The sequence below is a fragment of the Nocardia sp. NPDC019219 genome (genome assembly GCF_040632645.1).
Lineage (GTDB): Bacteria > Actinomycetota > Actinomycetes > Mycobacteriales > Mycobacteriaceae > Nocardia > Nocardia sputorum.
Genome location: NZ_JBEYCG010000003.1, coordinates 308,352 through 330,673, shown reverse-complemented (window position 1 = coordinate 330,673; position 22,322 = coordinate 308,352). Strand labels below are relative to the sequence as shown.

The following is a 22,322-nucleotide window of genomic DNA, read 5'->3' as shown; positions in this document are numbered from 1 at the left end:
CCCGCCGGGCACCGACCCCGCGAAGATATCCACACTCGTCCACAGGGTGACCAGTCGGCGCGCGGGCTGTCACGTACCGGCCCGAAGGCGTTGGCGCACGTGGGCGGACAATTCTGCCGCCTGGTCGCGCAGCGCTTCGGCGAACTCGGCACGCGCTTCGGCGGTGCCGCGGTCGCCGCGATGGGCGATGACTGTTCGCCGGACCGCGGACGGGTGATCGATCCGTAGCAGTGCGATAGTGGGCGGCAGGACGGGGACGGCGATGCCGGGCACCACCGTGCTCCCCTGTCCGGCCGCGACCAGGCCGAGTTTGGCGAACCAGTCGCGTGCGACGAACGCGATGTCCGGCTCCCAGCCGGGGTCACGCCATGCGCCGAGCAGGGTCGCGGACGCGTCCTGGCTGCCCGCGATCCATCGTTCGTCGCGCAGTTGTCCGGGCGTCGCGCTGACCGCGCCCGCGAGCGGGTGTGTGGCGGCGACCGCGACGAGCAACGGGTCGTCGACCAGTGGCTCGAGTTCGACTCCGGCGGGCGGGGTGTCCGGGGCGGTCACTACGGCGAGGTCGAGGCGTCCCCGTGCGACGGCAGTGAGCAGCCTGGGGCTGAGTCCCTCCCGCAGCGAGACGCACACCTGCCGGTCGCGGGCGGCCGTCGCGGCGATGGCCCGGGGCACCAAGGCGGCCATGGCGGTGGAGAACGCGCCGACGCGCAAGCGGCCCGGCGGGCGCGCCGCGAGCTGATGGATGTCCTGCCGGGCCTGGTCCAGTTCGCCGAGGATCACCTCCGCATGGCGCAGCACGACGCGTCCCGCCTCGGTGGGCCGCACGCCGCGGGCGTGCCGCTCGAACAGAGCGCGACCCGCAGCCCGTTCCATGAGCGCGATCTGTCTGGACACCGCGGACTGGGTGTAGCCGAGGCGCTCCGCCGCGGTGGAGAACGAGCCGCAGGCGGCGGCCTCCCGTACCACGCGCAGACCGGCCACGGTGAATTCTTCCATGCGTATTGCTCATACCAGATATGCGAGATAGTCGCTTGTCGCATGCATTCGGTGACCCTAGCGTCGTCGTCATGACCGCGATGGAGAACAAGAAGCTGCTCACCGACATCTTCGAGCAGATGTCGCTCGGCAACACCCGCGCGCTGAGCGACGCCATGGCCGACGATTTCCGCTGGGTCTTCCCCGGCGACTGGTCCTGGAGCGGCACCTGGGAGCCGAAAGATGTTGTGCTGGAACAACTGTTGCAGCCGTTGATGCAGCAGTTCACCGAATACCGCAGCGCCGCGGACACGATCGTCGCCGCGGACGACCGCGTGATCGTGCAGGCCCGCGCGGAGGCCGTGACCACACGCGGGGAGACCTACGACCAGACCTACTGCTTCGTCTTCCGCGTCGCCGACGGGAAGTTGCGCGAAGTGGTCGAGTACTGCGATACGGCGTTGGTCGAACGCGTACTCACCCCGCCCGCCTGACACCGAATACGCGAGCGGGCGTTAGCCCCTGGACAGGAACGCCGGGAGTCTCGGCCCCTGTGCACCCGAACGGGTCCACAGGGGCGCAACGCACTCAGACGAACGCGCGCTCGATGATCGCTCCCGTGTCGACACCGGTGGGCAGCGTGCCGAACGCGATGCCCCAGTCGTCGCCGAGCCGTGTGGCGCAGAAGGCGTCGGCGACGGCGGGATGGCCGTGGCGAACCAGCTGCGCGCCTTGCAGCACGAGCGCCATCAGCTCGACGACCCGCCGTGCGCGGTATTCGATGTCGTTCAGATCGGACAATTCCTTGCCGACCCGTGCGATGGCGTCGTCCAGCCGCGGGTTCTCGCCCTTCGCGAGCGACACCTCGTTGAAGTACGCCTCGACCGTCTCCGGCTGACGACCCATGGCCCGCAACGCGTCCAGCGCGGCGACGTTGCCCGATCCCTCCCAGATCGACATCAGCGGCGCCTCCCGGTACAGCCGTGGCATCCCGGATTCCTCCGCGTATCCGTTGCCGCCCAGGCACTCCAGCGCCTCCGCCGCGTGCGCGGGCGCCCGCTTGCACACCCAGTACTTGGTGACCGCCAGGGCGATACGCCGCAGCGCGGCCTCGGCCGGATCCCGACCGGCCCGGTCGGTGGCCCCGGCCAGCCGCATCATCACGGTGGTCGCGGCGTCGGACTCGATCACCAGATCGGCGAGCACGTTGCGCATGGCGGGCTGGTCGACGAGCGTGGCGCCGAACGCTTTCCGGTGCCGCGCGTGGTGCACCGCGTAGACCGCACCCGCTCGGATGCCGGTGGCGGAGCCGATCACGCAGTCCAGCCTGGTCATGTTCACCATCTCGATGATGGTCTTGACGCCCGCGCCCTCCGCGCCGACCAGCCAGCCCGTCGCGTTCTCGTACTCGATCTCCGACGAGGCGTTGGACTTGTTGCCCAGCTTGTCCTTGAGCCGCTGGATGCGGATCGGGTTGCGGGCGCCGTCGGGCAGCACCCGGGGCAGCAGGAAGCAGGACAGGCCGCCGGGCGCCTGCGCCAGGGTGAGGAACATGTCCGACATCGGCGCGGAGGTGAACCACTTGTGCCCGACGATCCGGTACGACCCGTCCGGCTGCGGCGTAGCGGTGGTGGTGTTGGCGCGCACGTCCGAGCCGCCCTGCTTCTCGGTCATCGACATGCCCGCGATGAGCCCGGCCTTCGTGGACGGCTCCCGCAACCCGTAGTCGTAGACGCGGGAGCCGAGCAGCGGTTCGTATCTCGCCGCGAGTTCCTTGTTGTGCCGTAGCGCGGGGACCACCGCGTAGGTCATCGAGATGGGGCACATGTGGCCCGCGTCGGCGACGCCCCAGGTGTAGAACTTCGCCGCCCGCGCCACGTGCGCGCCGGGGCGGTCGTCCAGCCACGGCGCGCCGTGCAAGCCGTGCTCGACGGCGACGCGCATCAGATCGTGCCAGTGCGGGTGGAACTCGACCTCATCGATGCGGTGGCCGTAGCGGTCGTGCGTGCGCAGCACCGGCGGGTAGTCGTTGGCCAGCCGCCCCCACTCCTGCGCCTGCGCGCCGCCCGCGAGCGCGCCCAGCTCCCGCACCTCGGCTTCGGCCCAGCCCGCGCCCTCGCGATGCAGGCCGTCGAGCAGCGCCGGATTGCGCGAGACGTCGAAGGGCACGATATCGGGCACCTGGTTGAAGACTTCATGCGTCTGCATCTGACACTCCTGGTTCCAGCCGGGCGCCACCCGCGCCCGGGTCGCCGCGCACGCCCAGCGCGCGGATCGCGAAAGCGGTGATCTCGGGGACGACGGATTCGCCGTGTGGCGCGTCCGCGAGCGGGCCGACCAGCACCTCGCCGATCGCGCCGACCAGCGCGGCGGCGCTGATCCTCGGGTCCTGCGGCGGGAGTTCCCCCCGCGCGATGCCTTCGGCCACCGCCGATTCGAAGGTTTCGGCGAACGCCCGCCGGAAACGCAGGCGTTCGTTGTCCACGGCCGCGTCGACCGGTTCGGCGAGCAGCACGTAGGCCAGGTTCGGGTTCTTCAGCGCACGGCCCGCGAAGGTCTCCACCGCCGCGGTGACCCGTTCGACGGCCGTGCCGCGCGCGCCCGCCGCCGCCACGGCCGCGACCTCGCGGGCGACCACTTTCCGGAACACCGCGCGGACCAGAGCGGACTTGCCGTCGAAGCTCTTGTAGACGGTGCCGGTGGCCACGCCCGCCTCGGCCGCGACCGCCGCCATGGACAGCGCCGCGTACCCGCCACGGGACAGCACCTTGGTGGCGGCCTGCACGATCAGCCCCGCCTGGGCGTCCAGGCGGGCCTGCACGGCGGGGGTTCTGCGGTAGGCCACCCAAGAAGTGAAGCACGAATTCATTTCTTCACACAAGGGTGCTTTTACGGCGTATGGTCAAGCGCGTGACCGTACTGATCGAACGCAGCGGCCCCGTGACCACCGTGATCCTGCACCGGCCCGAAGCGCGCAACGCGGTGGACGGACCGACCGCCGCCGCGCTCGCCGACGCCTTCCGCGAGTTCGACGCCGACCCCGAGGCCGCGGTCGCGGTGCTGTGGGGCGACGGCGGCACGTTCTGCGCGGGCGCCGACCTCAAGGCGCTCGGCACCGAGCGCTCCAACCGAGCCGCCGAGGACGGCGACGGGCCGATGGGACCGACCCGGATGCGGCTGTCCAAGCCGGTGATCGCGGCGGTCTCCGGCTTCGCGGTGGCGGGCGGGCTCGAGCTCGCGCTGTGGTGCGATCTACGGGTCGCCGAGCAGGACAGCACCTTCGGCGTCTTCTGCCGCCGCTGGGGCGTGCCGCTGATCGACGGCGGCACCATCCGGCTGCCGCGGATCGTCGGCACCGGCCGCGCCATGGATCTGGTGCTCACCGGACGTGCGGTCGGCGCCGATGAGGCGTTGCAGATGGGTTTGGTCAATCGCGTGGTGCCCACCGGCGAAGCTCGCCGGGCCGCCGAGGCGCTGGCCGCGGAACTGGCCGCGCTGCCGCAGACCTGCCTGCGCTCGGACCGGATGTCGCTGCTGGAGCAGGAGGGGATGACCGAGGAGTCCGCGCTGCGCAACGAGTTCCGCCACGGGCTGACCGCGCTGGCCGACGGCGCGCTGGACGGCGCGCAGCGTTTCGCGGCGGGCGCGGGCCGGCACGGCGCGAACTCCTGAGCCCCGATGGGCCGCCTGAGCGTCGTCGACGAGATCTTTCTGCGCAGCCACCGCGGGCTCGGCACACCGATCGCGCTGCAAGGGCTGTGGCGCACGGCCGGTCAGGTGGACCACGCACTACTGGAACGGGTGCACGCCGCCTTACGCGCTGGACCATTGGGACGCAGGGTCGTTCGCGCGCGAGTGCCGGGGGCTCGCCGTGCCTGGCGGCCGAATGTCCGCGCGTATCCGATCGAGCGCACCGAGGACGTTCTTCCGGTCGCGGAGCTGCTCGACTGGGCCGACGCGCAAGGCGCCGGGCTCGATCCGGAATACGGCCCCGGGTGGCGGCTGTCGACCGCGACCCTGAACGACGGCGGTTCGGTCGTCTCGCTCACCTGCTCGCATGTGCTGGCCGACGGGCGGGCCCTCGTGCTCGCGGTGGACGACGCGCTGGGCGGCGCTCGGGTGTGCCCGCCGGATACGACGGCGCGCGACTCGGATTGGGCCGACGCCCGGCGCCAGTGGTCGATCGTCCTGCGCGGCACCGCGGCTGCGCTACGGCACGGGATACCGCGGCAACCCGCCGCGCCGCGCCGCGACGAGCAGCCGCGCGGGGCGGGCAACGCGACGCACAGCGCGATCCTGCAGTGCTCGGCCACCGAGTGGGACCGCGTGGCGGCGCGTGACGGCGGCACGGCGAACAGCTTGTTCATCCACCTCGTCGCGACCATGCTCTGGGACAGCGGATTTCCCGGCGACACGATCGAAGCCAGCCTGCCCGTCGACACCCGCGACGAACCCCGGGTCGACAACGACCTCGCCATGACGCGCATCGCGATCACCCGCGCCGACACCCCGGCGACGATCCGCGCACTGGCCCGTTCCGCCTACGAGCACCGCATGTCCGCACCGAGCGGCATGCCCGAAGAACTCCTCCAAGTGATTCCGGACCGCTGGGCCTACGCGCTGTCCGAGGGCGCGGGCGAACGGGACATCCTGTGCTCCAACATCGGAACGCTCCCCGCCTCGCTGCTCCGGCTCGGCCCACACCGCTGCACCGGCGTCGCGGCCCGCGCCATCCATCCCGGCCTGGCCACCGCGCGACTGCCCCGCACCCGTCTCTCGGGCTACCTCTGCCGCATCGGCGACGACTATGTGCTGAGCCTGGTCGGCCTGGACCCGGCGCGGATCGCGTCGGCCGGTGCGTTGCGCGAACTCGCGCTGCGCGCGGCGCACTGCGCGGGCTTGCACGCCGACGCGTGGTGATTCCCGCGGGCTGACGCGCGGAGCCGCGGTCGTCGGCACGGGCGCGCCCAACGAGCCGCGGGCATATCCACGGGCGCGCACCCTGGCTCACGGGTCTCCGCGCGGCGAATTCGACGACACGCGCAATATTTCGGCGAACCGCGGGGAGTTTCGGCGACCTGGTATGAAATCGGATGGTTTCGCTCGCCGGACACCGGCGTTCGCGCGAATGCCGACGACGACCGCGATCGGTCGGGTCGGCCGACTCGCCGTGTCGGCGTGATCACCGCCGTCGGCCGCACCGCCCGATAAAGTCTGCGGCGTAGGCCGAGTGGGGGCCGCGACGACCCATTTGCCGTGCCGCCCTTTCGCGCATGAAGTTCCGATTCCATCGATACTCGACTGGAGCATGATGAACCGAAAGCATTCGCGTACTCTCGCCGCGATCGTAGCGGTGGTTGTGGCCGCCACCGGCGCTTTCGCTGTTTCTGATTCCGTGGCGGGCGCCGCGCCAGGAGAGATCGACGCCGGCGGACTTCATCTGATCGCTTCGGTGAACGCCAACAATGTCGTGCCCGCCGGCGGTGACATCGCACCGGGAGTTCCATTCGTGCACGCGGTGAAGATGTCCGGCGACTTCTCGGTGAGTCTCGACGGCCCCACGGCGCTGCGCGGCGGAGAAATCGCCGTCGGATATCTGATCGGCTGCGCGGTCGACATCGCCAACGGCATCTCGATCGGTATCTCACCGAGTGTCGGTGCCGGCGTCGGGATCGCGCCCTCCTTCGGCCTGGAGGGCTCCCTCACCTTCGATGCGCCCTCCGTGGAGATGAACATGCCCGATCAGCACACGATGATGCCCTCTCTGCAACTGATGGCGCCGCCGAGCGTCAGCGTCGGCGCCGCCGTCGCCATCCAGCCCAGCTTCGAGGTCGAGGCGGGCCTCGCCGCCGAACTCGCGGTGAATCTGGCGCCCGGTTCGGTCACGGCGGCGGTGATCGGCGCGGCGGAAATCGACGGGGATTCCGAATTCCCTTACACCTTCGCGCACTCCAATACCCCGTTGAATATCAGCGGCTGCCTTTCACCGGCCTCCGCCATGCCGTTTGTCACCGTACGGGCCGATTCCAGAAGGGCCACAGCGCAAACGACGGGTTACGGCACAGCGTTCTGGTTCTGAGCCACCGCACCGCACCAATCCAGCAGCGCGCACAGACGCCGATCGAACTGTGCGTCCGAGATCCACCGCGCCGGCACGGCGGCACTCGCCCGGGCGCGGCCGACAGTCACCGTCGACGGTGTCGAACGCGCCCGCGCGCCCGGCGATCCGCTGGGGTCCCGGTGCCGGCGAGGGTTTCCCGCATCCGCTTATGCGAAAAGGCCGATGGCCGTGCGAGCTACGCGCGCCGGATCACCCGGCCGCGCGCTCCAGGACATCCGAGGGAACCCGAACGCCGGGGTCCAGGTCCGCGGAATCGATCGGGGCGTCCCAGGTCTGGCGCAGCGGGAGGACACCCGCCCACACGCCCCCGTTGTCGATGTCCGACGGGTCGTCCTTCGGGCCGCCGGTGCGGACCTTCACCGAGGCCTCGGTGAGGTCGAGGGCGAGCACTTTCGTGGCGGCGAGTTCCTTCTTGGTCGGGGGCCGCACGCGAGACCACGCGCCGGGCGCCGCGTGTTCGACGATCACGCGCAGCCCGTGCAGACGCTCGTCGTGATCGGTCACCTCGCGAGCCCGTCCGAGCACGACCGCGGAGCGGTAGTTCATCGAGAAATGCATGGCCGAACGCGCGTAGACCACGCCGTCGACCATGGTCACCGCCACGGAGATGTCGGCGGCGACGGCCGCGCGCATGTTCCCCGCGCCGGTGGAGCCGTGCAGGTAGAGCGTGTCGCCGTCGCGGCCGTAGGCGGTGGGCAGCACGACCGGCGTACCGCCGAGCAGCACCCCGAGGTGGCAGATCAGCCCGGCGTCGAGCACCGCGTCCAAGTCGGCGCGGTCGGTCCGGGCGCGGTCGGTCAGCCGGGTCGGCGTGCTGCGCGGCGTGGGCGAGAGCGGAGTGCGTGGGCGCGCGGTTTCGGTCATGCACCCAGCATCCGGCCGGGAGTGGCATTATCAAAGCGCCAATTCAGACTATTTCCAGCAGTCCACTTTGCGAGGAACCCATGCTCGAGGACCTTCCCCTCGACCTCGATCGCGAGCTGGCGCAACCGTTGTCGGTACAGATCGCCGACCAGCTGCGCCGCGCCGCGACCGGCGGGCCGCTGCGCGGCGGCGATCGGCTGCCGTCCACTCGCGCGCTGGCCGGGCGGCTCGGCGTGAGCCGCACCGTGGTCGCGGCCGCCTACGACCAGCTGCACGCGGAAGGCTGGATCAGCGGCAGACGCGGGTCCGGTACCTACTTGACGACCGCACCGGCCGCCACGCCCGAGCGCACCGACTCCGTGCCCGATACGGACGCCACACCGCGGCTGTTCGACCTGGCCCCGGGGGCGCCGTGCACCGACGCCATCGACCCGGCCGCGTGGCGCCGCGCCTGGCGCGCCGCGGCGGATCACTCCCCGCTCGTGCGCAAGGACCGCGCGGGCGAACCGGAGTTCCGCGCGGCGGTCACCGAACACCTGCTGCGCCACCGCGGGATCGGCGCGGGTAGCGACACCGTGCTGCTCGCCACCGCCGGAACCAGTTCCGCCGTGAGCGAGCTGGCCGCGGCGCTGCTGCGGCCGGGCGACGCCGTCGCTATGGAGGACCCGGGCTATCAGCGCGCCGCGGGCGCCTTCGCGGCGGCCGGCCTCGAGGTCGTTCCGGTGCCCGTGGACGCGCACGGCTTACGCGTCGATCTGCTGCCGTCCCGGATCAAAGCGGTGTATTGCACTCCGGCACACCAGTTCCCGCTCGGTGCGCGGATGCCCGCGGCGCGACGGGTCGAACTCGTCGAGCATGCGCGCCGGTCCGGGATCTTCGTCATCGAAGACGACTACGACGGTGAATTGCGCTACGACACCGCGCCGCTGCCGCTGCTGGCCACCATGGCTCCCGACGTGGTCGTCCACTTGGGCACGACGAGCAAGATCCTGTCCCCCAGCCTCGGCGTCGGCTGGCTGCTCGCCGCGCCGGAGATCGCCGCCGCGGTGCTCGCCCACCGGGAACGCACCGGCACCGGCCCGAGCCCGGCGGGTCAGCGCGTGCTGGTCGCCTTCGCCGCGCACGGTGATCTGGCCAGGCACCTGCGCAGGCTGCGCCGCGCGCTGCCGCCGCGCCGGGCGCTGGTGGTGACCGAATTGCGCCGCCGCGGACTCGGGGTGCTCGGCGACGACGCGGGTTCGCACGTCGTCGTGCCGGTGGCATCGGCCGAGGCCGAGCGGCGCGTGGTGGCGGCGGGAACCGCGCGGGGCGTGGCGCTCGACGGGCTGGCCAGGTACTACCTCGGAGCGCGCCGGGAGCACTTCGGCGTCGCGCTCGGCTACACGGCACTGCCCTGGCCGGAGCTCGCCGTGGCCGTACCGAGAGCCGCCGAGTGCCTCGCCCGGCCGTAGCATGGTCGATGTCAGAGGCCAGGCCGGGAAACGGCAGCGCAGCGTGACCATGCAAGGTCCGCTCACGCCGGAAAGGATGGAGCATGAGCGAACAGGACATCTTGGCGCGCATCAAGGAACTGGTCGACCAGGAGCACCAGCTGCGCTCGCAAGCCACCCACGGCGAGTTGGACCCGAAGACCGAGCGCCAGCGCCTCGCCGAACTCGAAGTCATGTTGGACCAGGCCTGGGACCTGCTCCGCCATCGGCGGGCGCGGATCGACCAGGGTGAGTCGCCGGACAACGTCCGGGCGAATACGGTTTCGCAGGTCGAGGGATACCTGCAGTAGGCGCGGCGATGTCGAGCACAGCAGCCGACTACGACGTCATCGTGATCGGTGGCGGCCCCGCGGGCGAGAACGCCGCCGCCTACGCCGTCGCGGGCAGCGACCGCACGGCCGCCATCGTCGAGCGTGAACTCGTCGGCGGCGAATGCTCCTATTGGGCGTGCATTCCGAGCAAAGCGCTGTTGCGGCCGGGCCACGTCCTGGCGGCCGCGCGGGCGATGCCGGGTATCGCGGCCACCGGTCTCGATGTCGAGGCGGTGCTGCGGCGGCGCGACGCCTTCGTGCACGACCACGACGATTCGTCGCAAGCCGACTGGGCGCGGAGCAACCGCATCGACGTGGTGCGCGGCAGCGGCCGCCTGACCGGTGTGCGCTCGGTCGAGGTCGGCGGGCGGCAGTTGCACGCCCGGCATGCCGTGGTGCTGGCCACCGGCACCACCGCGAACGTCCCGGACGTGCCCGGCCTGCGCGCCGCGCTGCCGTGGACCTCGCGCGACGCCACCAATCTGCACGAGGTGCCGCGCCGGGTCGCCGTCGTCGGCGGCGGCGTGGTGGCGAGCGAGGCCGCGACCTGGCTGGCCGCGCTCGGGGCCGAGGTCACCCTGCTGGTGCGCGGCTCGGCGCTGCTGGCCGCGGCCGAGCCGTTCGCGGGCGAGCGGGTGGCGGCGGCCTTGACCGAGGCGGGGGTGCGGGTGCGCTGCCGTACCGAGCCAACCGCCGTCGATCGTCCGGCCGCGAAGGACACCGGGGAAGGCTGGATCCACGGCGGTCCGGTGACGGTCCGGTTGCGCGGTCCCGAAGGCGAATCGGCGCTCGAGGTGGACGAGATCGTGGTGGCGGCCGGACGCGCACCCACCACCGACGGGCTCGGCCTCGACGCCGTCGGGTTGCCCGGCGGATACGTCGCGGTGGACGACCACCTCACCGCGCGCGATGTCGACGGCGAGTGGCTGTACGTGGTCGGCGACCTCAACCGGCGCGCCGCGCTCACGCACATGGGCAAGTACCAGGGCCGGGTGTGCGGCGACGTGATCGCCGCGCGGGCCGAGGGCAGGTCGCTGGACGACCCGCGTTTCGTCGCGAGCTCCGATCACGGCAAGGTGCCGCAGGTGGTGTTCACCGCGCCCGAGGTCGCCTCCGTGGGTCTGACCGAAGCCGCGGCCAGGGACGCGGGCCACACGGTGGAGACCGTCGAACTGGACATCGCGGTGGCCGGATCGGCGCTGTCACGCGACGACTACGCGGGTCACGCGAAATTGGTCGTCGACAGCGTCACCGACACGCTGCTCGGGGCCACGTTCGTCGGCCCGGAGGTGGGCGAGCAACTGCACGCGGCGACCATCGCGGTGGTCGGCCGGGTGCCGCTGTCCACCCTCTGGCACGCCGTGCCAGCCTTCCCTGCGGTCAGCGAGTTCTGGCTGCGCCTGTTGGAGGCGCGGCGCCCATAGCTACCATTTGAAAATGGTGGCAACAACGGATATCGCGACCGCAGACGGAGTCGTCCGCGGTCGCCGGGGCCGCCGCGTCCTGCGCTGGCGGTCCATTCCCTACGCGGCTCCTCCGATCGGGGACCTGCGATTTCGCGCTCCACAGCCGGTCCGGCCGTGGTCGGGCGTGCGGACCGCGACGGAATTCACCTCCGCGGCGATGCAGCACCGCTCCGGAGCGCGGATCGGACCGCGCGCCTATCAGCCGACCAGCGAGGACGCGCTGACACTGAATGTCACCACGCCCGCGACGGCGGCGGCGAACCCTCGTCCCGTGCTGGTCTTCATCCACGGCGGCGGTTACCTCATCGGCACCTCCGCACTCGGGTTGTATTCCGGCGCGCGGCTGGCGGTGCGCGGCGACGTGGTGGTGGTTTCGCTGAACTACCGGCTGGGCGCGTTCGGCTACGTCGACTTCAGCGAATTCGGCACCGCCGAGCACCCCTTCGACTCGAACCTCGGATTGCGGGATCAGCTCGCCGCGCTGGAATGGGTGCGCACCAATATCGCGGCCTTCGGCGGCGACCCGGACAACGTGACGATCTTCGGCGAGTCGGCAGGCGCACACGCCGTGCTCGGCCTGCTGGCCACCCCGGCGGCCAAAGGACTGTTCCACCGGGCCATTTCACAGAGCCCGCCAGCCGACTGGGCGATCAGCGCCGAGGAGGCCCGCGGTTTCGCGCGCCGCTGCGTCGCCGCGCTGGGCGCCACACCGGACACCGCGCACGACGCGCTGCGCACCGCGGGCGCCAACGACATCCGCCGCGCCGTCGATCGCACCATCGGGCAGGTGGTGCGCGAACAGCCGGGCGCCTTCCCGGTCTGTCCGGTCGTGGACGGCGATTTCCTGCCGCTCTCCCCGGTCGACGCGATCGCCCAGGGCTCCGCGCACCGGGTGCCGCTGATCATCGGCACGAACCGGGACGAGGGCACGCTGTTCGCCAGGTTCGCCGACGAACTGCCCACCACCGCCGACCGGCTGCGCTCGGCACTCGGGAACTCCACCGAGGCCGAGTCCCGGATCGCCGGGGCCTATCCCGGTTATCCCCAGCCGAAGGCCGCGGTGCGGGCGGGCGGCGACTACACGTTTTGGCGTCCTTCGGTCGCCGTCATGGAAGGGCACAGCAGGCACGCGCCGACCTACGCCTACCGCTACGACTTCGCCCCGCGCGCCCTGCAGCTGGCCGGGCTCGGCGCCACCCACGCGACCGACCTCATCCCGGTCTTCGGCATCGGCGACTCTCCGGTCGGGCGGGCCTTCACCGCGGCGGGCGGCAGGCGCGGACTGCGGGCGGTGACCGATCAGTTCCAGGACAACTGGCTGGCCTTCGCCCGCACCGGGGCTCCGCTGCCGTCCTGGCCCGCCTATACCGAGGCCCGCAGATCCACGCTGATCATCGACTACCCCACGCGCGTGGAACACGACCCGGACCGGGCGAAACGACTCGCGTGGCAGGGCGTGCGGGTGCCCACGCTGACCTGAGCCGCTATTTCAGCAAACGCGACATCCGCCGGTCCGCGAGGACCTTACCGCCGGTCTGACAGGTGGGGCAGTACTGGAAGGACCGCTCGGCGTAGGCCACCTCGCGGACCGTGTCGCCGCAGACCGGGCACGGTTGCCCGGTCCGGGCGTGCACCCGCATCCCGGAGCGCTTCTCGCCTTTGAGGCGGGCGGCGTCCTGGCCGACCGAGCGGCGCACCGCGTCGGTGAGCACCGTGCGCAGGGCGGTGTACAGCTCGGCCACCTTGTCGGCCGGCAGGGTCTTCGTGTTCGCGAACGGCGAGATCCGCGCGGTGTGCAGGATCTCGTCGGAGTAGGCGTTGCCGACGCCCGCCAGCAGCGCCTGGTCCACGAGCGCGGTCTTGATCCGCTGCGAGGTCCCCCGCAAGATGTCGGCGAACTGCGACTCGGTCAGCTCCAGCGCGTCGGGGCCGAGCCGGGCGATGCCGGGCACCGCCTTGGGGTCGGCCACGACGTACACCGCGAGCCGTTTCTTCGTGCCGGCCTCGGTCAGGTCGAACGCGGGCGTCGCCCCCTCGGGGGTGAAGAAATGCACGCGCAGCGCGAGCGGGCTCTTGCCGCCCGGTTTGGGCGGCGTCGGGCTCGGCTCGTCGATCCAGCGCAGCCATCCGCCGCGGGACAGATGCGTGACCAGCCACAAGCCGTCACATTCCATACCGAGGAATTTGCCCCAGCGCCCCGCGCCGGTGACGTCTCGACCAGACAGCGCGGTGACCGGCGGTTCGAACGTCTTGACGGCGCTCAGCGCGGCCACGTCGACGCGACCGACCACGGCGCCGACCGCATGCTCCCGGAGGAACTGAGCCAACGCCTCCACTTCCGGTAGCTCTGGCACGCGGTCCAGACTACCCAGCGCCCCCGACAACCGGCCGGTTCGCGCGCGGCGAACGGCTCACGCGCCGCGGCGCAGCAGGTAGATGTCCATGATCCAGCCCTTGCGGTCGCGCAGCTCGGCGCGGCGGCGGACGATCTCCTCCCGCACCGCGGGCAGCGGTCCCTCGATCAGCGTCTCGTCCGGCATGCCGAGGTAGGCGCCCCACCAGATGTGCACGTCCTCCTCCGGGATCGCGGTGAACGAGCAGTCGCCGTCCAGCATCACCAGCGTGCTCTCCGCGCCGAGGCCCTCCTCGCGCAGGCGGCGGCCGGTGGTGATGCGCACCGGCTCGCCGATGCCGTGCAATACCACGCGATGCCGCGCGGCCAGGGCCTGCGCGCTGGTGATACCGGGGACGACCTCGTACTCGAAACTCACCACGCCGCGCCCGAGCACCCGCTCGATCATCCGCAGCGTGCTGTCGTACAGCGCGGGATCACCCCAGACCAGGATGCCGCCGACGCCGTCGGCCGCGGCGAACGCCGATTCCAGCAGCGCCGAGCGGCGATCGTGCCAGTCGTCGACCACGTCCAGGTAGTCGGCGGGCGTCCGGTCCCGGGGCGGATCGGCGATCGGGACGATCCGGTACGGCCGGTCCAGATGCGCCTCCAGGATCGCCGTGCGCACGTCCACCAGCTCCCGTTTCGCCTCGCCCTTGCCGATGACGAAGAACGTCTCGACCTGACGCATGGCCTTCACCGCCTGCACGGTGACCTGGTCGGGATCACCGGCGCCGATGCCGATCACATAGAGCTTGCGCATGGGCTCGAGCTTGCCAGGCCCGCGCACGACCACAGCGGCCAGGCGGCGACCGGGACGCGCCCGATCGGCTCACCGAGCGCGGGTGAACGACGACTAGAGTTGCCAGACGTGGCTCATGACGCGCTCGATCCGGCATCGGCTCCCGATACGCAGTACGAGGACTTGCTCCGGCTGGTGCTGGCATCCGGCACGAAGAAAGCCGATCGCACCGGCACCGGGACGCGCAGCATCTTCGGCCACCAGTTGCGCTACGACCTGTCGGCCGGGTTTCCGCTGATCACCACGAAGAAAGTGCATCTGAAGTCGATCGTCTACGAGCTGCTGTGGTTCCTGCGCGGCGACTCCAACATCGGCTGGCTGCGCGAGCACGGCGTCTCCATCTGGGACGAGTGGGCCGACGCCGACGGCGAGCTCGGCCCGGTCTACGGCGTGCAGTGGCGGTCGTGGCCCACACCGGACGGCACCCACATCGATCAGATCTCCCAGGTGCTGCAAACCCTGCGCACCGACCCGGATTCCCGGCGCATCATCGTCTCCGCGTGGAACGTCGCCGAGCTGGACAAGATGGCACTGGCGCCCTGCCACGCGTTCTTCCAGTTCTACGTGGCCGACGGCAAACTGTCCTGCCAGCTCTACCAGCGCAGCGCGGACCTGTTCCTGGGCGTGCCGTTCAACATCGCCAGCTACGCCCTGCTGACGCACCTGGTCGCCCAGCAGACCGAGCTGCTGCCGGGTGACTTCATCTGGACCGGCGGCGACTGCCACATCTACGACAACCATCTCGATCAGGTCACCGAGCAACTCCGGCGCGATCCCTACCCGTTCCCCACGCTGCGGCTGCATCCCGCGCCGACGCTGTTCGACTACCGCTACGAGGACGTGGAAATAGTCGGCTACCGGCACCATCCGGCCATCAAGGCCCCGGTGGCGGTGTGAACGAAGGCCGCACGATCGGGCTGATCTGGGCGCAGACCCTCGACGGGGTGATCGGGTACCGCAACACCATCCCCTGGCGGCTGCCCGAGGACATGGCGCAGTTCAAGGATGTCACCTGGGGACATCCCGTGATCATGGGACGACGGACCTGGGATTCGCTGCCGCCGCGGTTCCGGCCGCTGGCCGGGCGGCGCAACATCGTGGTGACCAGGCAGCCCGACTGGTCGGCCGATGGCGCCGAGCGCGCGTCCTCGGTGCCGGAGGCGCTGGCCCGTTGCGCTCCGGACGCGGTCTGGGTCGCCGGGGGCGGCGAGATCTATCGCGCCGCGCTGGAGTTCGCGACCGACCTGCGCGTCACCGAGATCGATACCACGGTCGAGGGCGACGCCTTCGCGCCGTCGATCGGACCGGAGTGGCGGCCCGACGACCCGGAGCCCTGGCGCACCTCGGCCACCGGTCTGCGCTTCCGCGTCCGGCACTACACCCGGCAGCCGACTGCCTAGCGGAACGCCACGCCGCGCAGACGGCGGAACGCCGCCCCGACGCGCGGGCCGGTGAAACCCCGCCCGGACCGCAGCCGACTCGGGCATACTCCTCGATATGCGGCGGTCGGGCCCGCGTCCGGCCGAACGCCTCGAGCCGTTGCTACCAGCCCGGCATCGGCTGTGGTGATCTGCGAAAGGCGGTCCATGGAAAAGAAATCGCTGACTGCGGTAGCGCGCCAGCAACTGAAGCTGGCGACCCTCGCCACGAGCGGACGCAGTTCCCAGACAATCTATGGCGGCCACACGCATACGCTGCGGCAGACGGTGGTCGGCCTGCGGGCCGGGCACAGCCTCGCCGAGCACGACAACACCGGTGAGGCCACCTTGCAGGTGCTCAGCGGCACACTGGTCCTGCTCAGCGGCGCCAACGAATGGAAAGGCTCGGAAGGCGACCTGATCGTGGTACCCAAGGCGCGCCACAGCGTCAAGGCCATCGACGACGTCGCGTTCCTGCTGACCGTGGCGATGTAGCCGCCGCCGTGCGGGTCCGCGCCGCGGCCGGAGCGGCCGGGCATTAGGGTGTCGATCATGGGTGAGCCGCAGCCGATCCTCGAACCGCTCACGCCGTCGGCGATCTTCTTGGTCGCCACGATCGACGAGGGCGGCGAAGCGACGGTCCGCGACCTGCTCGCCGACATCACCGGCTTGCGCCGATCGGTGGGCTTCCGGCTGCCCGGCGCGAACCTGACCTGCGTCGCCTCGATCGGCTCCGACGCCTGGGACCGTCTCTTCGCGGGGCCGAAACCCGCTGAGCTGCATCCGTTCCCCGGGTACGTCGGCGCCCGCCACACCGCGCCCGCGACACCGGGCGACCTGCTGTTCCACATCAAGTCCGAAGTCCAGGACGCCTGCTTCGAACTGGCCATGGCCATCGCCGACCGGCTGGCGGGCGCGGGGACGATCGTGGACGAGACCGTCGGCTTCCGCTATTTCGAGCAGCGCGACCTGCTCGGTTTCGTGGACGGCACCGAGAACCCGGAGGGCCGCGCGGCCGCGGCGGCCGCGCTGGTGGGCGACGAGGATCCGGAGTTCACCGGCGGCAGCTACGTGATCGTGCAGAAGTACACCCATCCGCTGGCGGACTGGCGGGCGCTGTCGGTCGAGGAGCAGGAGCGCGTGATCGGCCGCACCAAACTGGACGACTTCGAGCTCCCCGACGAGGTCAAGCCCGCCGACTCGCACGTCGAGGTGAACACGCTGATCGATCCGGACGGCACCGAACGCCAGATCCTGCGCGGCAACATGCCCTTCGGCAGCGTGCGCGACGGCGTGTTCGGCACCTACTACATCGCCTACGCGGCCACGCCGACCGTCACCGAACGCATGCTCACCCGCATGTTCCTCGGCACCGGAGAGGCCGCCTACGACCGCATTCTGGACTTCTCCGTCGCACACACCGGCACGTCGTTCTTCGCACCCACCGTCGATTTCCTCGATGACCTGCCGCCCGCACCGTGGGAGACGGCGGACGTCGCGGTGTCCGTGGACACCGACGGCGCCGGTCCCGCAAGTCCGCCCGGCACCGCCGCGCCCTCCGGCGACGGCGCCCTCGGTATCGGCTCGTTGAAAAGGAGCATCCGGTCATGAACAACCTCCATCGCGAACTCGCGCCGATCACCGCCGAGGCGTGGGCGGCCATCGAGGAGGAGGCGACGCGCACGTTCAAGCGGCACATCGCGGGCCGTCGCGTCGTCGACCTGTCCGGGCCGCACGGCATCGACTACTCCGCCGTGGGCACGGGGCGCACCACACCGATCGACTCGCCCGACGCCGGAGTGTTCGCTCGTCAGCGGGTGGTCGCGCCGCTGGTCGAACTGCGTGTGCCGTTCACGCTCTCCCGCGAGGAACTCGACAACGTGGAGCGCGGCGCGCAGGACACCGACCTGGACCCGGTGAAGGACGCCGCGAAGAAGATCGCGTTCGCCGAGGACCGGGCGATCTTCGAGGGGTACCCGGCCGCGCACATCACCGGCATCCGGGCCGCCTCGTCCAACGAGCCGATCACGCTGCCCAGCGACACCCGGCTGGTGCCCGAGGCGATCGCGCAGGCGTTGAGCGCCCTGCGGCTGGCCGGCGTCGACGGACCGTACTCGGTGCTGCTCAGCGCCGACCTGTACACGGCGGTCAGCGAGACCTCCGACCACGGGCACATGATCCGCACGCACATCGAGCGCCTGATCCCGGAAGGGGAGATCATCTGGGCGCCCGCCATCGACGGCGCGATCGTGCTCACCACCCGCGGCGGGGATTTCGATCTGCGCATCGGCCAGGACCTGTCCATCGGCTACCTGTCGCACGACAGCACGTCGGTGCAGCTGTACTTCCAGCAGAGTCTGACATTCCTGGTGTACACCGCCGAGGCGGCGGTCCCGCTCACCCTGTGATCGCCGATCACATCTGGGAAACGGCCAGGTGCGCGGTGGTGCGTGGAGGCGGTAGCGTGAGCCGGAAATGCGGCACGGACAGGCAGGTGAGATGACAACGGTGCGGGCAGGTGTCGTCCCGACGCAGCGCGCAGCCCTCTACAGCGTGCTCGGCATCGTGGCGACCGTCGCCATCTGCGGCTCGTTCGTCGCCGCGTTCGGCGTGAATCGGGTGGTCACCGGCCTGCTGGCCGGCGCCGTCGTCGGCATCGCGGTGCTGGCCGCGCTGTTCACCAGGGACGCCGTCGTACTCACCGATCACGCCATCTACCGGCGCAAGCCGTGGACGGTGTCCAGCATTCCGTGGGACCGGGTGGTGGCCGGGCGGTTCACCCTCGACGAGCGCGCCCGCTGGTCGCTGGCGCTGGACCTGTCCGGCGGCGACGAACCGCACGGCGAGCTGGTCCTGTTGTCCATCCCGCCGGTGGTCCGTCCGGTCGCGGGCGCTTACGACCTGCGTAAACGCGATCAGGTGACGGAGATCCGGGCGATCTTGCGGCGCAAGCGGATTCCCGTGACCGTGCTGCCGCAGATCGCGGGGGCGTTGCAGGAGCACTGGCAGATCGCGCCGCCGACGCACTGAGCCGGATCTTTCGTCGTTGTGCTCAGCGCAACTCGCGGATCAGCACATCAAAACGCGGGGCGTCAGGCCAGGACGGGCGCAGCCATCCGACCCTTTCCCAGCCCCAACGCCGGTAACGCTGGTAGGCGCGCTCGTTATCCGCTTCGACGAGGAGCGTCGCGCGCTGTTCGGCTCTGGTACCGAGCAGTTCGTCATGCATTGCACGGGCTATACCGTGCCCGGCATATTCCGTGCACACCATGATCTCGCTGAGACCGAACGTGCGCCTACCGTCTTCGGCAGTGAACTCTTCGACGTCACCACTGTCGAGATGCAATCCCGTCCACCATCGCGCGTTCGGCGGTAACGGCCATCCCCAGATCTGCCCCGCCGGTTCACCGTCGACTCGGGCAAGCACATACGCGAATCCGCTGCCACGAGGACCGGTGTAGGAATCGAACCGGCGCATGAATTCCGAAGGCGAGTCGAACGGGTCTCCCGAGGCGATGGCATCGACGTATGAACGCCGGTAGACATTCTCGACAATCTCTCTTCGCGCACGTGCTTCGTCAGCGGTGTAGTGCTCGAATTTCAGGCCATCCGGCAAGCCGGTCATGCGGTCACCGCCTTCTGTGCCAGGGAGTCGTACAGGTCGCGGAACTCCGCCCCGGCGGGCACTCGATCGACTGCTGTTCGAACCGGCTCGAGGCGACGCAATGTGCGTGTCGATGCAATGGCAGACAGCTCTGACAACGCCGGGAACCCGTGCTCGAGCGCACCGGTGATATCGCCGAGACGAGCCCTGGTCGCGGCCGACCATGCGCGGACGATTGTGGCGTTACGCATTGCCGCGGGGTGATCGACCGCAGCCGAGTACAGTTCGACAGATCGGCGCAGGTCGCCGATGTCCGCATAGCCGCGAGCCTCGTGGTCGGCGACCTCCGAGTAGGTCACGAATCGCAGCCATTGCGGAACTTCTTCCAGCGGCTCGGACTGCATGGCCTGATCCAACTCTCGCCATGCGGTCGCGATAGCACGCCCGAAAGCAATTCTGTCACCGAGTATTCCGCACGCCTGCGCCTCACGAACAGCTATCAGAGCATGTATCCGGCCTGGTGGCCGACCGCGCATCAAGGTGCGGGCACGATCAGCGAGTTGCAGTGCCTTGTGGGGGCTTCCTCCTCGATTGGCGCGAGCAAGGGAGCTGGATTGATTCGCCGCAATCAGGCAAGTGTGTGCGATGAGGTTATCGTCGTTCGCCTCGGTGCCGAGAGCCATGGCATCAGCAAAGCACCGGCGCGCAAGCGGGTGCCGGTCCGCGTCATAGGCCAACCACCCGGCGAGTACGGCGAGTTCTCCGGTCGCCTTGGTGAAGGCGCTGCCAGTAGCGGAATCGAATACACCGGTTTGAAGCCGGTCCAGGGCGTGCGCCAGCTTGTCAACAGCGAAACCGACCAGTTGCGCACCGCCTGTGCGCTGGTCCTCCTGACCGAGCGCATCGACATCGGCCAACAGCCGTTCGGCATCACTCATGCCGATTCGGCCCGCGCTGTCCGGGATAAGCACCGCGACAGCGCCTACCGCGGCTAGCTTGTTGAACTCACGCCGCTTCACATCGTCCTCGACTTCCCGCACGTGCATACCGACCGCACCGTCACCAGCATTGGCCGGTTCGGGCTGGATGGTTTCTGCCCCGCCAAGAACAGGATGCCCTCCGGCTTGCGGTGATGCACCTGCCAACTGATGCCAGAACCGCTCCCGGTGCGCCGGTTCGAGGCCGTTGTAGATCGTGTCGAGCGCTTCGGCCGACCGCCCTCTGACCGGACGCTCGGCTGTGGTCCTCTGTTCCCACTTCTGCACAGTCGCAGTCTGAAATCCGACCTTCTCGGCGAACTCCTCTTGTGTCATGCGCAAAGCAACTTCGCGCAGCGCTCGGACTTCTTTTCGTGTCCATGTGCTGACGATCAATACCCACCCCTCGCCCGTGCCTCCAACGGTCCGTACGAGAAGCGTACGACGTCGAGGCGAGTTGTGTGCCTGGGGTCACATGCTCAGCGCGGACAAGCTGGAAGAGCCCCGCCGCCGGGTTGATGCGATGCCTTGATCGGCTCCCCGGCGGCGGGCGCACACCAAGGCCGAGCAACCTGACCAAGAGGTCTGACACCGATGGGACACATATCTTTCGGGGACACGCCCCGGTCTCGCTGCCACTTCTACCGGCGCGTGTGTGATCTGCCCGCTGTAATCGACCCGCCAGAGCTGGGGCGCATCATCATGCGCGCGTCGTACGTTGGAGCGTTGACCATGCCCGCTCCGTTAGGGCGAGCCGTCAGGCAAGTCATGCAGCGCCGCCGGGATGCGGTAGGGCCGATTGTGGCGCATCCTCGCTCGAACAGGTGGACCTATATTGTGCGGCCCGATCTTCCGGACGACACAAAGCTTTTCGCGGAGATGTTCCGGCTCGACGTGTCGATTGTCCGGGAGGGCGGCACGGTGGCACTGCCATCGCCCACAGCTGAGACCGGCGCTGTCAGGCATTGGATAGAGACACCTCGGGATAGGTACCGCCCGTCCGGAATGGTTGTGGTCGAGGCCATTCGGGCGTGTGCCGGGCCATGTAGTCGATGACCGGGGGCGAGACGCGATGACTTCTCCGCTGCCGAACGATCCGGATGTGCATCTGTCGGTGTTCCTGCACGGCATCCGGCTCAACTTCCCGCCTGCCTCACTTCCGCGTTGACGTTCATCGAAGAACACCGGAAACGCCACTACGTCGACGCGGTGCACATACTTCCCGACAATGCCGAGGGCTGGCCCAGGTTGCCGAACGAGAGGTTGTACTTGGAACGATGATGGTTCCTTGCCCGGTGACCGGTGCACGCGCGACACTGACCTGTTCGGACCATGACGAGAAGGAGCTGAGCGTGGGGAATGACGAGCAGTTGGCCATGGATCTCGGCATACCCGTCGAGCAGACCGAATGGGGTAAGTGGGTCGACCCTGCCCGCCGTAAGGCGCAGGCGCAGAAGTTCATGGACCATGCCGGTATAAGCCGCATCCCTTCGAAGCCGTGGCCGGAAGGATCGGCGGAGGTGAAGCGGCTGGACCCTATCGTCGCGGAGTTGTTCCCGGACATGGCTACCGCGATGGCTCCGGAGAATGCCGACATGGCCGACGCTTTCATCTGCTTTATCGGCGAGTGCTTCATCAGATTCGCGGGCGCGCGATGGTTCGATTGTGAATGGTTCGGGCGAGAGCATTCCTTTTACCCGGGCGTGAATCCCGCAGTGGAATGCGACACCTACGACGAAGACGAAATCGTGATGTGGCGACTGATGGACAGCATGATCGGCTACGACCCTGAAGATCATGACGGCATGTTCTCCTACATTGCTGCAGCGGTACGCGAATACGCGTCTTACCACGAAGAGAAACGCCAAGAGGAGTCCGCGAACCGCACGTGAGGGCCCACTT

Annotated in this window: 23 protein-coding genes; 15 read left to right on the top strand and 8 right to left on the bottom strand. The window is 69.7% G+C overall.

Translation table 11 applies throughout. The features are described from left to right. Positions 1-69: 69 nt before the first annotated feature. The gene (locus ABZ552_RS08645) at positions 70-996 is read right to left on the bottom strand and encodes a LysR family transcriptional regulator (protein WP_357436240.1); all 927 of its coding nucleotides are present in this window, start codon (positions 994-996) and stop codon (positions 70-72) included. Between the two features lie 71 nt (positions 997-1,067). On the opposite strand from ABZ552_RS08645, the gene ABZ552_RS08640 reads away from it, so the two are divergent. Then, positions 1,068-1,469: a nuclear transport factor 2 family protein gene (locus ABZ552_RS08640; RefSeq protein ID WP_357436238.1), complete on the top strand. Its 402-nt coding sequence runs from the start codon at positions 1,068-1,070 to the stop codon at positions 1,467-1,469. A gap of 94 nt (positions 1,470-1,563) precedes the next feature. On the opposite strand, the gene ABZ552_RS08635 is transcribed toward ABZ552_RS08640, so the two are convergent. Both ABZ552_RS08635 and ABZ552_RS08630 read right to left on the bottom strand, forming a co-directional pair. Further along, a complete protein-coding gene (locus ABZ552_RS08635) occupies positions 1,564-3,183 on the bottom strand; it encodes an acyl-CoA dehydrogenase family protein (RefSeq protein ID WP_281877461.1) in 1,620 nt (539 codons plus the stop codon). Then, positions 3,170-3,820, bottom strand: a complete 651-nt coding sequence (locus ABZ552_RS08630; RefSeq protein ID WP_281917235.1) for a TetR family transcriptional regulator — start codon at positions 3,818-3,820, stop codon at positions 3,170-3,172. The genes ABZ552_RS08635 and ABZ552_RS08630 overlap by 14 nt, the downstream gene beginning before the upstream one ends. A gap of 53 nt (positions 3,821-3,873) precedes the next feature. Between ABZ552_RS08630 and ABZ552_RS08625 the strand changes: the two genes are divergently transcribed. The 3 genes from ABZ552_RS08625 to ABZ552_RS08615 all read left to right on the top strand — a co-directional run bounded on the left by ABZ552_RS08625 (position 3,874) and on the right by ABZ552_RS08615 (position 7,054). After that, positions 3,874-4,647, top strand: coding sequence for a crotonase/enoyl-CoA hydratase family protein (locus tag ABZ552_RS08625; protein WP_281877458.1), 774 nt, complete (start codon positions 3,874-3,876; stop codon positions 4,645-4,647). Positions 4,648-4,653: 6 nt separating this feature from the next. Continuing rightward, the gene (locus tag ABZ552_RS08620; RefSeq protein ID WP_357436235.1) at positions 4,654-5,895 is read left to right on the top strand and encodes a hypothetical protein; all 1,242 of its coding nucleotides are present in this window, start codon (positions 4,654-4,656) and stop codon (positions 5,893-5,895) included. Positions 5,896-6,205: 310 nt separating this feature from the next. Beyond that, a complete protein-coding gene (locus ABZ552_RS08615) occupies positions 6,206-7,054 on the top strand; it encodes an MspA family porin (RefSeq protein ID WP_357436233.1) in 849 nt (282 codons plus the stop codon). Positions 7,055-7,285: 231 nt separating this feature from the next. Here the strand turns inward: ABZ552_RS08615 and ABZ552_RS08610 are convergent, their stop codons facing one another. After that, positions 7,286-7,960, bottom strand: coding sequence for a pyridoxamine 5'-phosphate oxidase family protein (locus ABZ552_RS08610; protein WP_281877455.1), 675 nt, complete (start codon positions 7,958-7,960; stop codon positions 7,286-7,288). An 80-nt stretch (positions 7,961-8,040) separates the two neighbouring features. On the opposite strand from ABZ552_RS08610, the gene ABZ552_RS08605 reads away from it, so the two are divergent. From ABZ552_RS08605 to ABZ552_RS08590, 4 genes are all read left to right on the top strand, one after another. After that, positions 8,041-9,411 (top strand): PLP-dependent aminotransferase family protein, encoded by a 1,371-nt coding sequence (locus ABZ552_RS08605; protein ID WP_357436231.1) that lies wholly within the window; start codon positions 8,041-8,043, stop codon positions 9,409-9,411. An 83-nt stretch (positions 9,412-9,494) separates the two neighbouring features. Next, positions 9,495-9,740: a DUF2630 family protein gene (locus tag ABZ552_RS08600; protein ID WP_281877452.1), complete on the top strand. Its 246-nt coding sequence runs from the start codon at positions 9,495-9,497 to the stop codon at positions 9,738-9,740. A gap of 8 nt (positions 9,741-9,748) precedes the next feature. Further along, positions 9,749-11,185 (top strand): NAD(P)/FAD-dependent oxidoreductase, encoded by a 1,437-nt coding sequence (locus tag ABZ552_RS08595; protein ID WP_357436229.1) that lies wholly within the window; start codon positions 9,749-9,751, stop codon positions 11,183-11,185. A gap of 13 nt (positions 11,186-11,198) precedes the next feature. Next, positions 11,199-12,707: a carboxylesterase/lipase family protein gene (locus ABZ552_RS08590; RefSeq protein ID WP_357436227.1), complete on the top strand. Its 1,509-nt coding sequence runs from the start codon at positions 11,199-11,201 to the stop codon at positions 12,705-12,707. 4 nt (positions 12,708-12,711) lie between these two features. Here the strand turns inward: ABZ552_RS08590 and ABZ552_RS08585 are convergent, their stop codons facing one another. Together ABZ552_RS08585 and cobF are read right to left on the bottom strand one after the other, a co-directional pair. Continuing rightward, entirely contained in the window at positions 12,712-13,581 is an 870-nt protein-coding gene (locus ABZ552_RS08585; protein WP_357436225.1) for a DNA-formamidopyrimidine glycosylase family protein, read from the bottom strand. A 57-nt stretch (positions 13,582-13,638) separates the two neighbouring features. Then, a complete protein-coding gene (cobF, locus tag ABZ552_RS08580) occupies positions 13,639-14,382 on the bottom strand; it encodes a precorrin-6A synthase (deacetylating) (protein WP_357436224.1) in 744 nt (247 codons plus the stop codon). 108 nt (positions 14,383-14,490) lie between these two features. Here cobF and ABZ552_RS08575 point away from each other — a divergent pair, with 108 nt between their 5' ends. The 6 genes from ABZ552_RS08575 (at position 14,491) to ABZ552_RS08550 (ending at position 18,869) form a co-directional block, all read left to right on the top strand. Then, positions 14,491-15,318 carry a thymidylate synthase gene (locus ABZ552_RS08575; RefSeq protein ID WP_281877445.1) on the top strand — a complete coding sequence of 276 codons (828 nt, stop codon included), beginning with the start codon at positions 14,491-14,493 and terminating at the stop codon, positions 15,316-15,318. Then, positions 15,315-15,821: a dihydrofolate reductase gene (locus ABZ552_RS08570; RefSeq protein WP_281877444.1), complete on the top strand. Its 507-nt coding sequence runs from the start codon at positions 15,315-15,317 to the stop codon at positions 15,819-15,821. Before ABZ552_RS08575 ends, ABZ552_RS08570 begins: the two co-directional genes overlap by 4 nt. A gap of 186 nt (positions 15,822-16,007) precedes the next feature. Further along, positions 16,008-16,334, top strand: a complete 327-nt coding sequence (locus ABZ552_RS08565) for a cupin domain-containing protein (protein WP_281877443.1) — start codon at positions 16,008-16,010, stop codon at positions 16,332-16,334. Between the two features lie 57 nt (positions 16,335-16,391). Continuing rightward, positions 16,392-17,450, top strand: a complete 1,059-nt coding sequence (locus tag ABZ552_RS08560; RefSeq protein WP_281877442.1) for a Dyp-type peroxidase — start codon at positions 16,392-16,394, stop codon at positions 17,448-17,450. Continuing rightward, on the top strand, positions 17,447-18,247 hold the full coding sequence (locus ABZ552_RS08555; RefSeq protein WP_281877441.1) for a family 1 encapsulin nanocompartment shell protein: 801 nt from the start codon (positions 17,447-17,449) through the stop codon (positions 18,245-18,247). Before ABZ552_RS08560 ends, ABZ552_RS08555 begins: the two co-directional genes overlap by 4 nt. Before the next feature lie 91 nt (positions 18,248-18,338). Beyond that, positions 18,339-18,869, top strand: coding sequence for a hypothetical protein (locus ABZ552_RS08550; RefSeq protein ID WP_281877440.1), 531 nt, complete (start codon positions 18,339-18,341; stop codon positions 18,867-18,869). A gap of 22 nt (positions 18,870-18,891) precedes the next feature. On the opposite strand, the gene ABZ552_RS08545 is transcribed toward ABZ552_RS08550, so the two are convergent. Further along, complete coding sequence (locus ABZ552_RS08545) at positions 18,892-19,464, bottom strand: GNAT family N-acetyltransferase (RefSeq protein ID WP_357436220.1); 573 nt, start codon at positions 19,462-19,464, stop codon at positions 18,892-18,894. Next, positions 19,461-20,816, bottom strand: coding sequence for a hypothetical protein (locus ABZ552_RS08540; protein ID WP_281877438.1), 1,356 nt, complete (start codon positions 20,814-20,816; stop codon positions 19,461-19,463). The genes ABZ552_RS08545 and ABZ552_RS08540 overlap by 4 nt, the downstream gene beginning before the upstream one ends. A 956-nt stretch (positions 20,817-21,772) precedes the next feature. Here ABZ552_RS08540 and ABZ552_RS08535 point away from each other — a divergent pair. Then, positions 21,773-22,312, top strand: a complete 540-nt coding sequence (locus ABZ552_RS08535) for a hypothetical protein (protein WP_281877435.1) — start codon at positions 21,773-21,775, stop codon at positions 22,310-22,312. Positions 22,313-22,322 lie beyond the last annotated feature (10 nt).

Bases quoted from the DNA above. Each gene is read 5' to 3' on its own strand.
- ABZ552_RS08645 (WP_357436240.1), bottom strand. From the start codon at position 996: ATGGAAGAATTCACCGTGGCCGGTCTGCGCGTGGTACGGGAGGCCGCC.
- ABZ552_RS08640 (WP_357436238.1), top strand. From the start codon at position 1,068: ATGACCGCGATGGAGAACAAGAAGCTGCTCACCGACATCTTCGAGCAG.
- ABZ552_RS08635 (WP_281877461.1), bottom strand. From the start codon at position 3,183: ATGCAGACGCATGAAGTCTTCAACCAGGTGCCCGATATCGTGCCCTTC.
- ABZ552_RS08625 (WP_281877458.1), top strand. From the start codon at position 3,874: ATGGTCAAGCGCGTGACCGTACTGATCGAACGCAGCGGCCCCGTGACC.
- ABZ552_RS08620 (WP_357436235.1), top strand. From the start codon at position 4,654: ATGGGCCGCCTGAGCGTCGTCGACGAGATCTTTCTGCGCAGCCACCGC.
- ABZ552_RS08610 (WP_281877455.1), bottom strand. From the start codon at position 7,960: ATGACCGAAACCGCGCGCCCACGCACTCCGCTCTCGCCCACGCCGCGC.
- ABZ552_RS08605 (WP_357436231.1), top strand. From the start codon at position 8,041: ATGCTCGAGGACCTTCCCCTCGACCTCGATCGCGAGCTGGCGCAACCG.
- ABZ552_RS08600 (WP_281877452.1), top strand. From the start codon at position 9,495: ATGAGCGAACAGGACATCTTGGCGCGCATCAAGGAACTGGTCGACCAG.
- ABZ552_RS08595 (WP_357436229.1), top strand. From the start codon at position 9,749: ATGTCGAGCACAGCAGCCGACTACGACGTCATCGTGATCGGTGGCGGC.
- ABZ552_RS08590 (WP_357436227.1), top strand. From the start codon at position 11,199: ATGGTGGCAACAACGGATATCGCGACCGCAGACGGAGTCGTCCGCGGT.
- cobF (WP_357436224.1), bottom strand. From the start codon at position 14,382: ATGCGCAAGCTCTATGTGATCGGCATCGGCGCCGGTGATCCCGACCAG.
- ABZ552_RS08565 (WP_281877443.1), top strand. From the start codon at position 16,008: ATGGAAAAGAAATCGCTGACTGCGGTAGCGCGCCAGCAACTGAAGCTG.
- ABZ552_RS08560 (WP_281877442.1), top strand. From the start codon at position 16,392: ATGGGTGAGCCGCAGCCGATCCTCGAACCGCTCACGCCGTCGGCGATC.
- ABZ552_RS08555 (WP_281877441.1), top strand. From the start codon at position 17,447: ATGAACAACCTCCATCGCGAACTCGCGCCGATCACCGCCGAGGCGTGG.
- ABZ552_RS08550 (WP_281877440.1), top strand. From the start codon at position 18,339: ATGACAACGGTGCGGGCAGGTGTCGTCCCGACGCAGCGCGCAGCCCTC.
- ABZ552_RS08545 (WP_357436220.1), bottom strand. From the start codon at position 19,464: ATGACCGGCTTGCCGGATGGCCTGAAATTCGAGCACTACACCGCTGAC.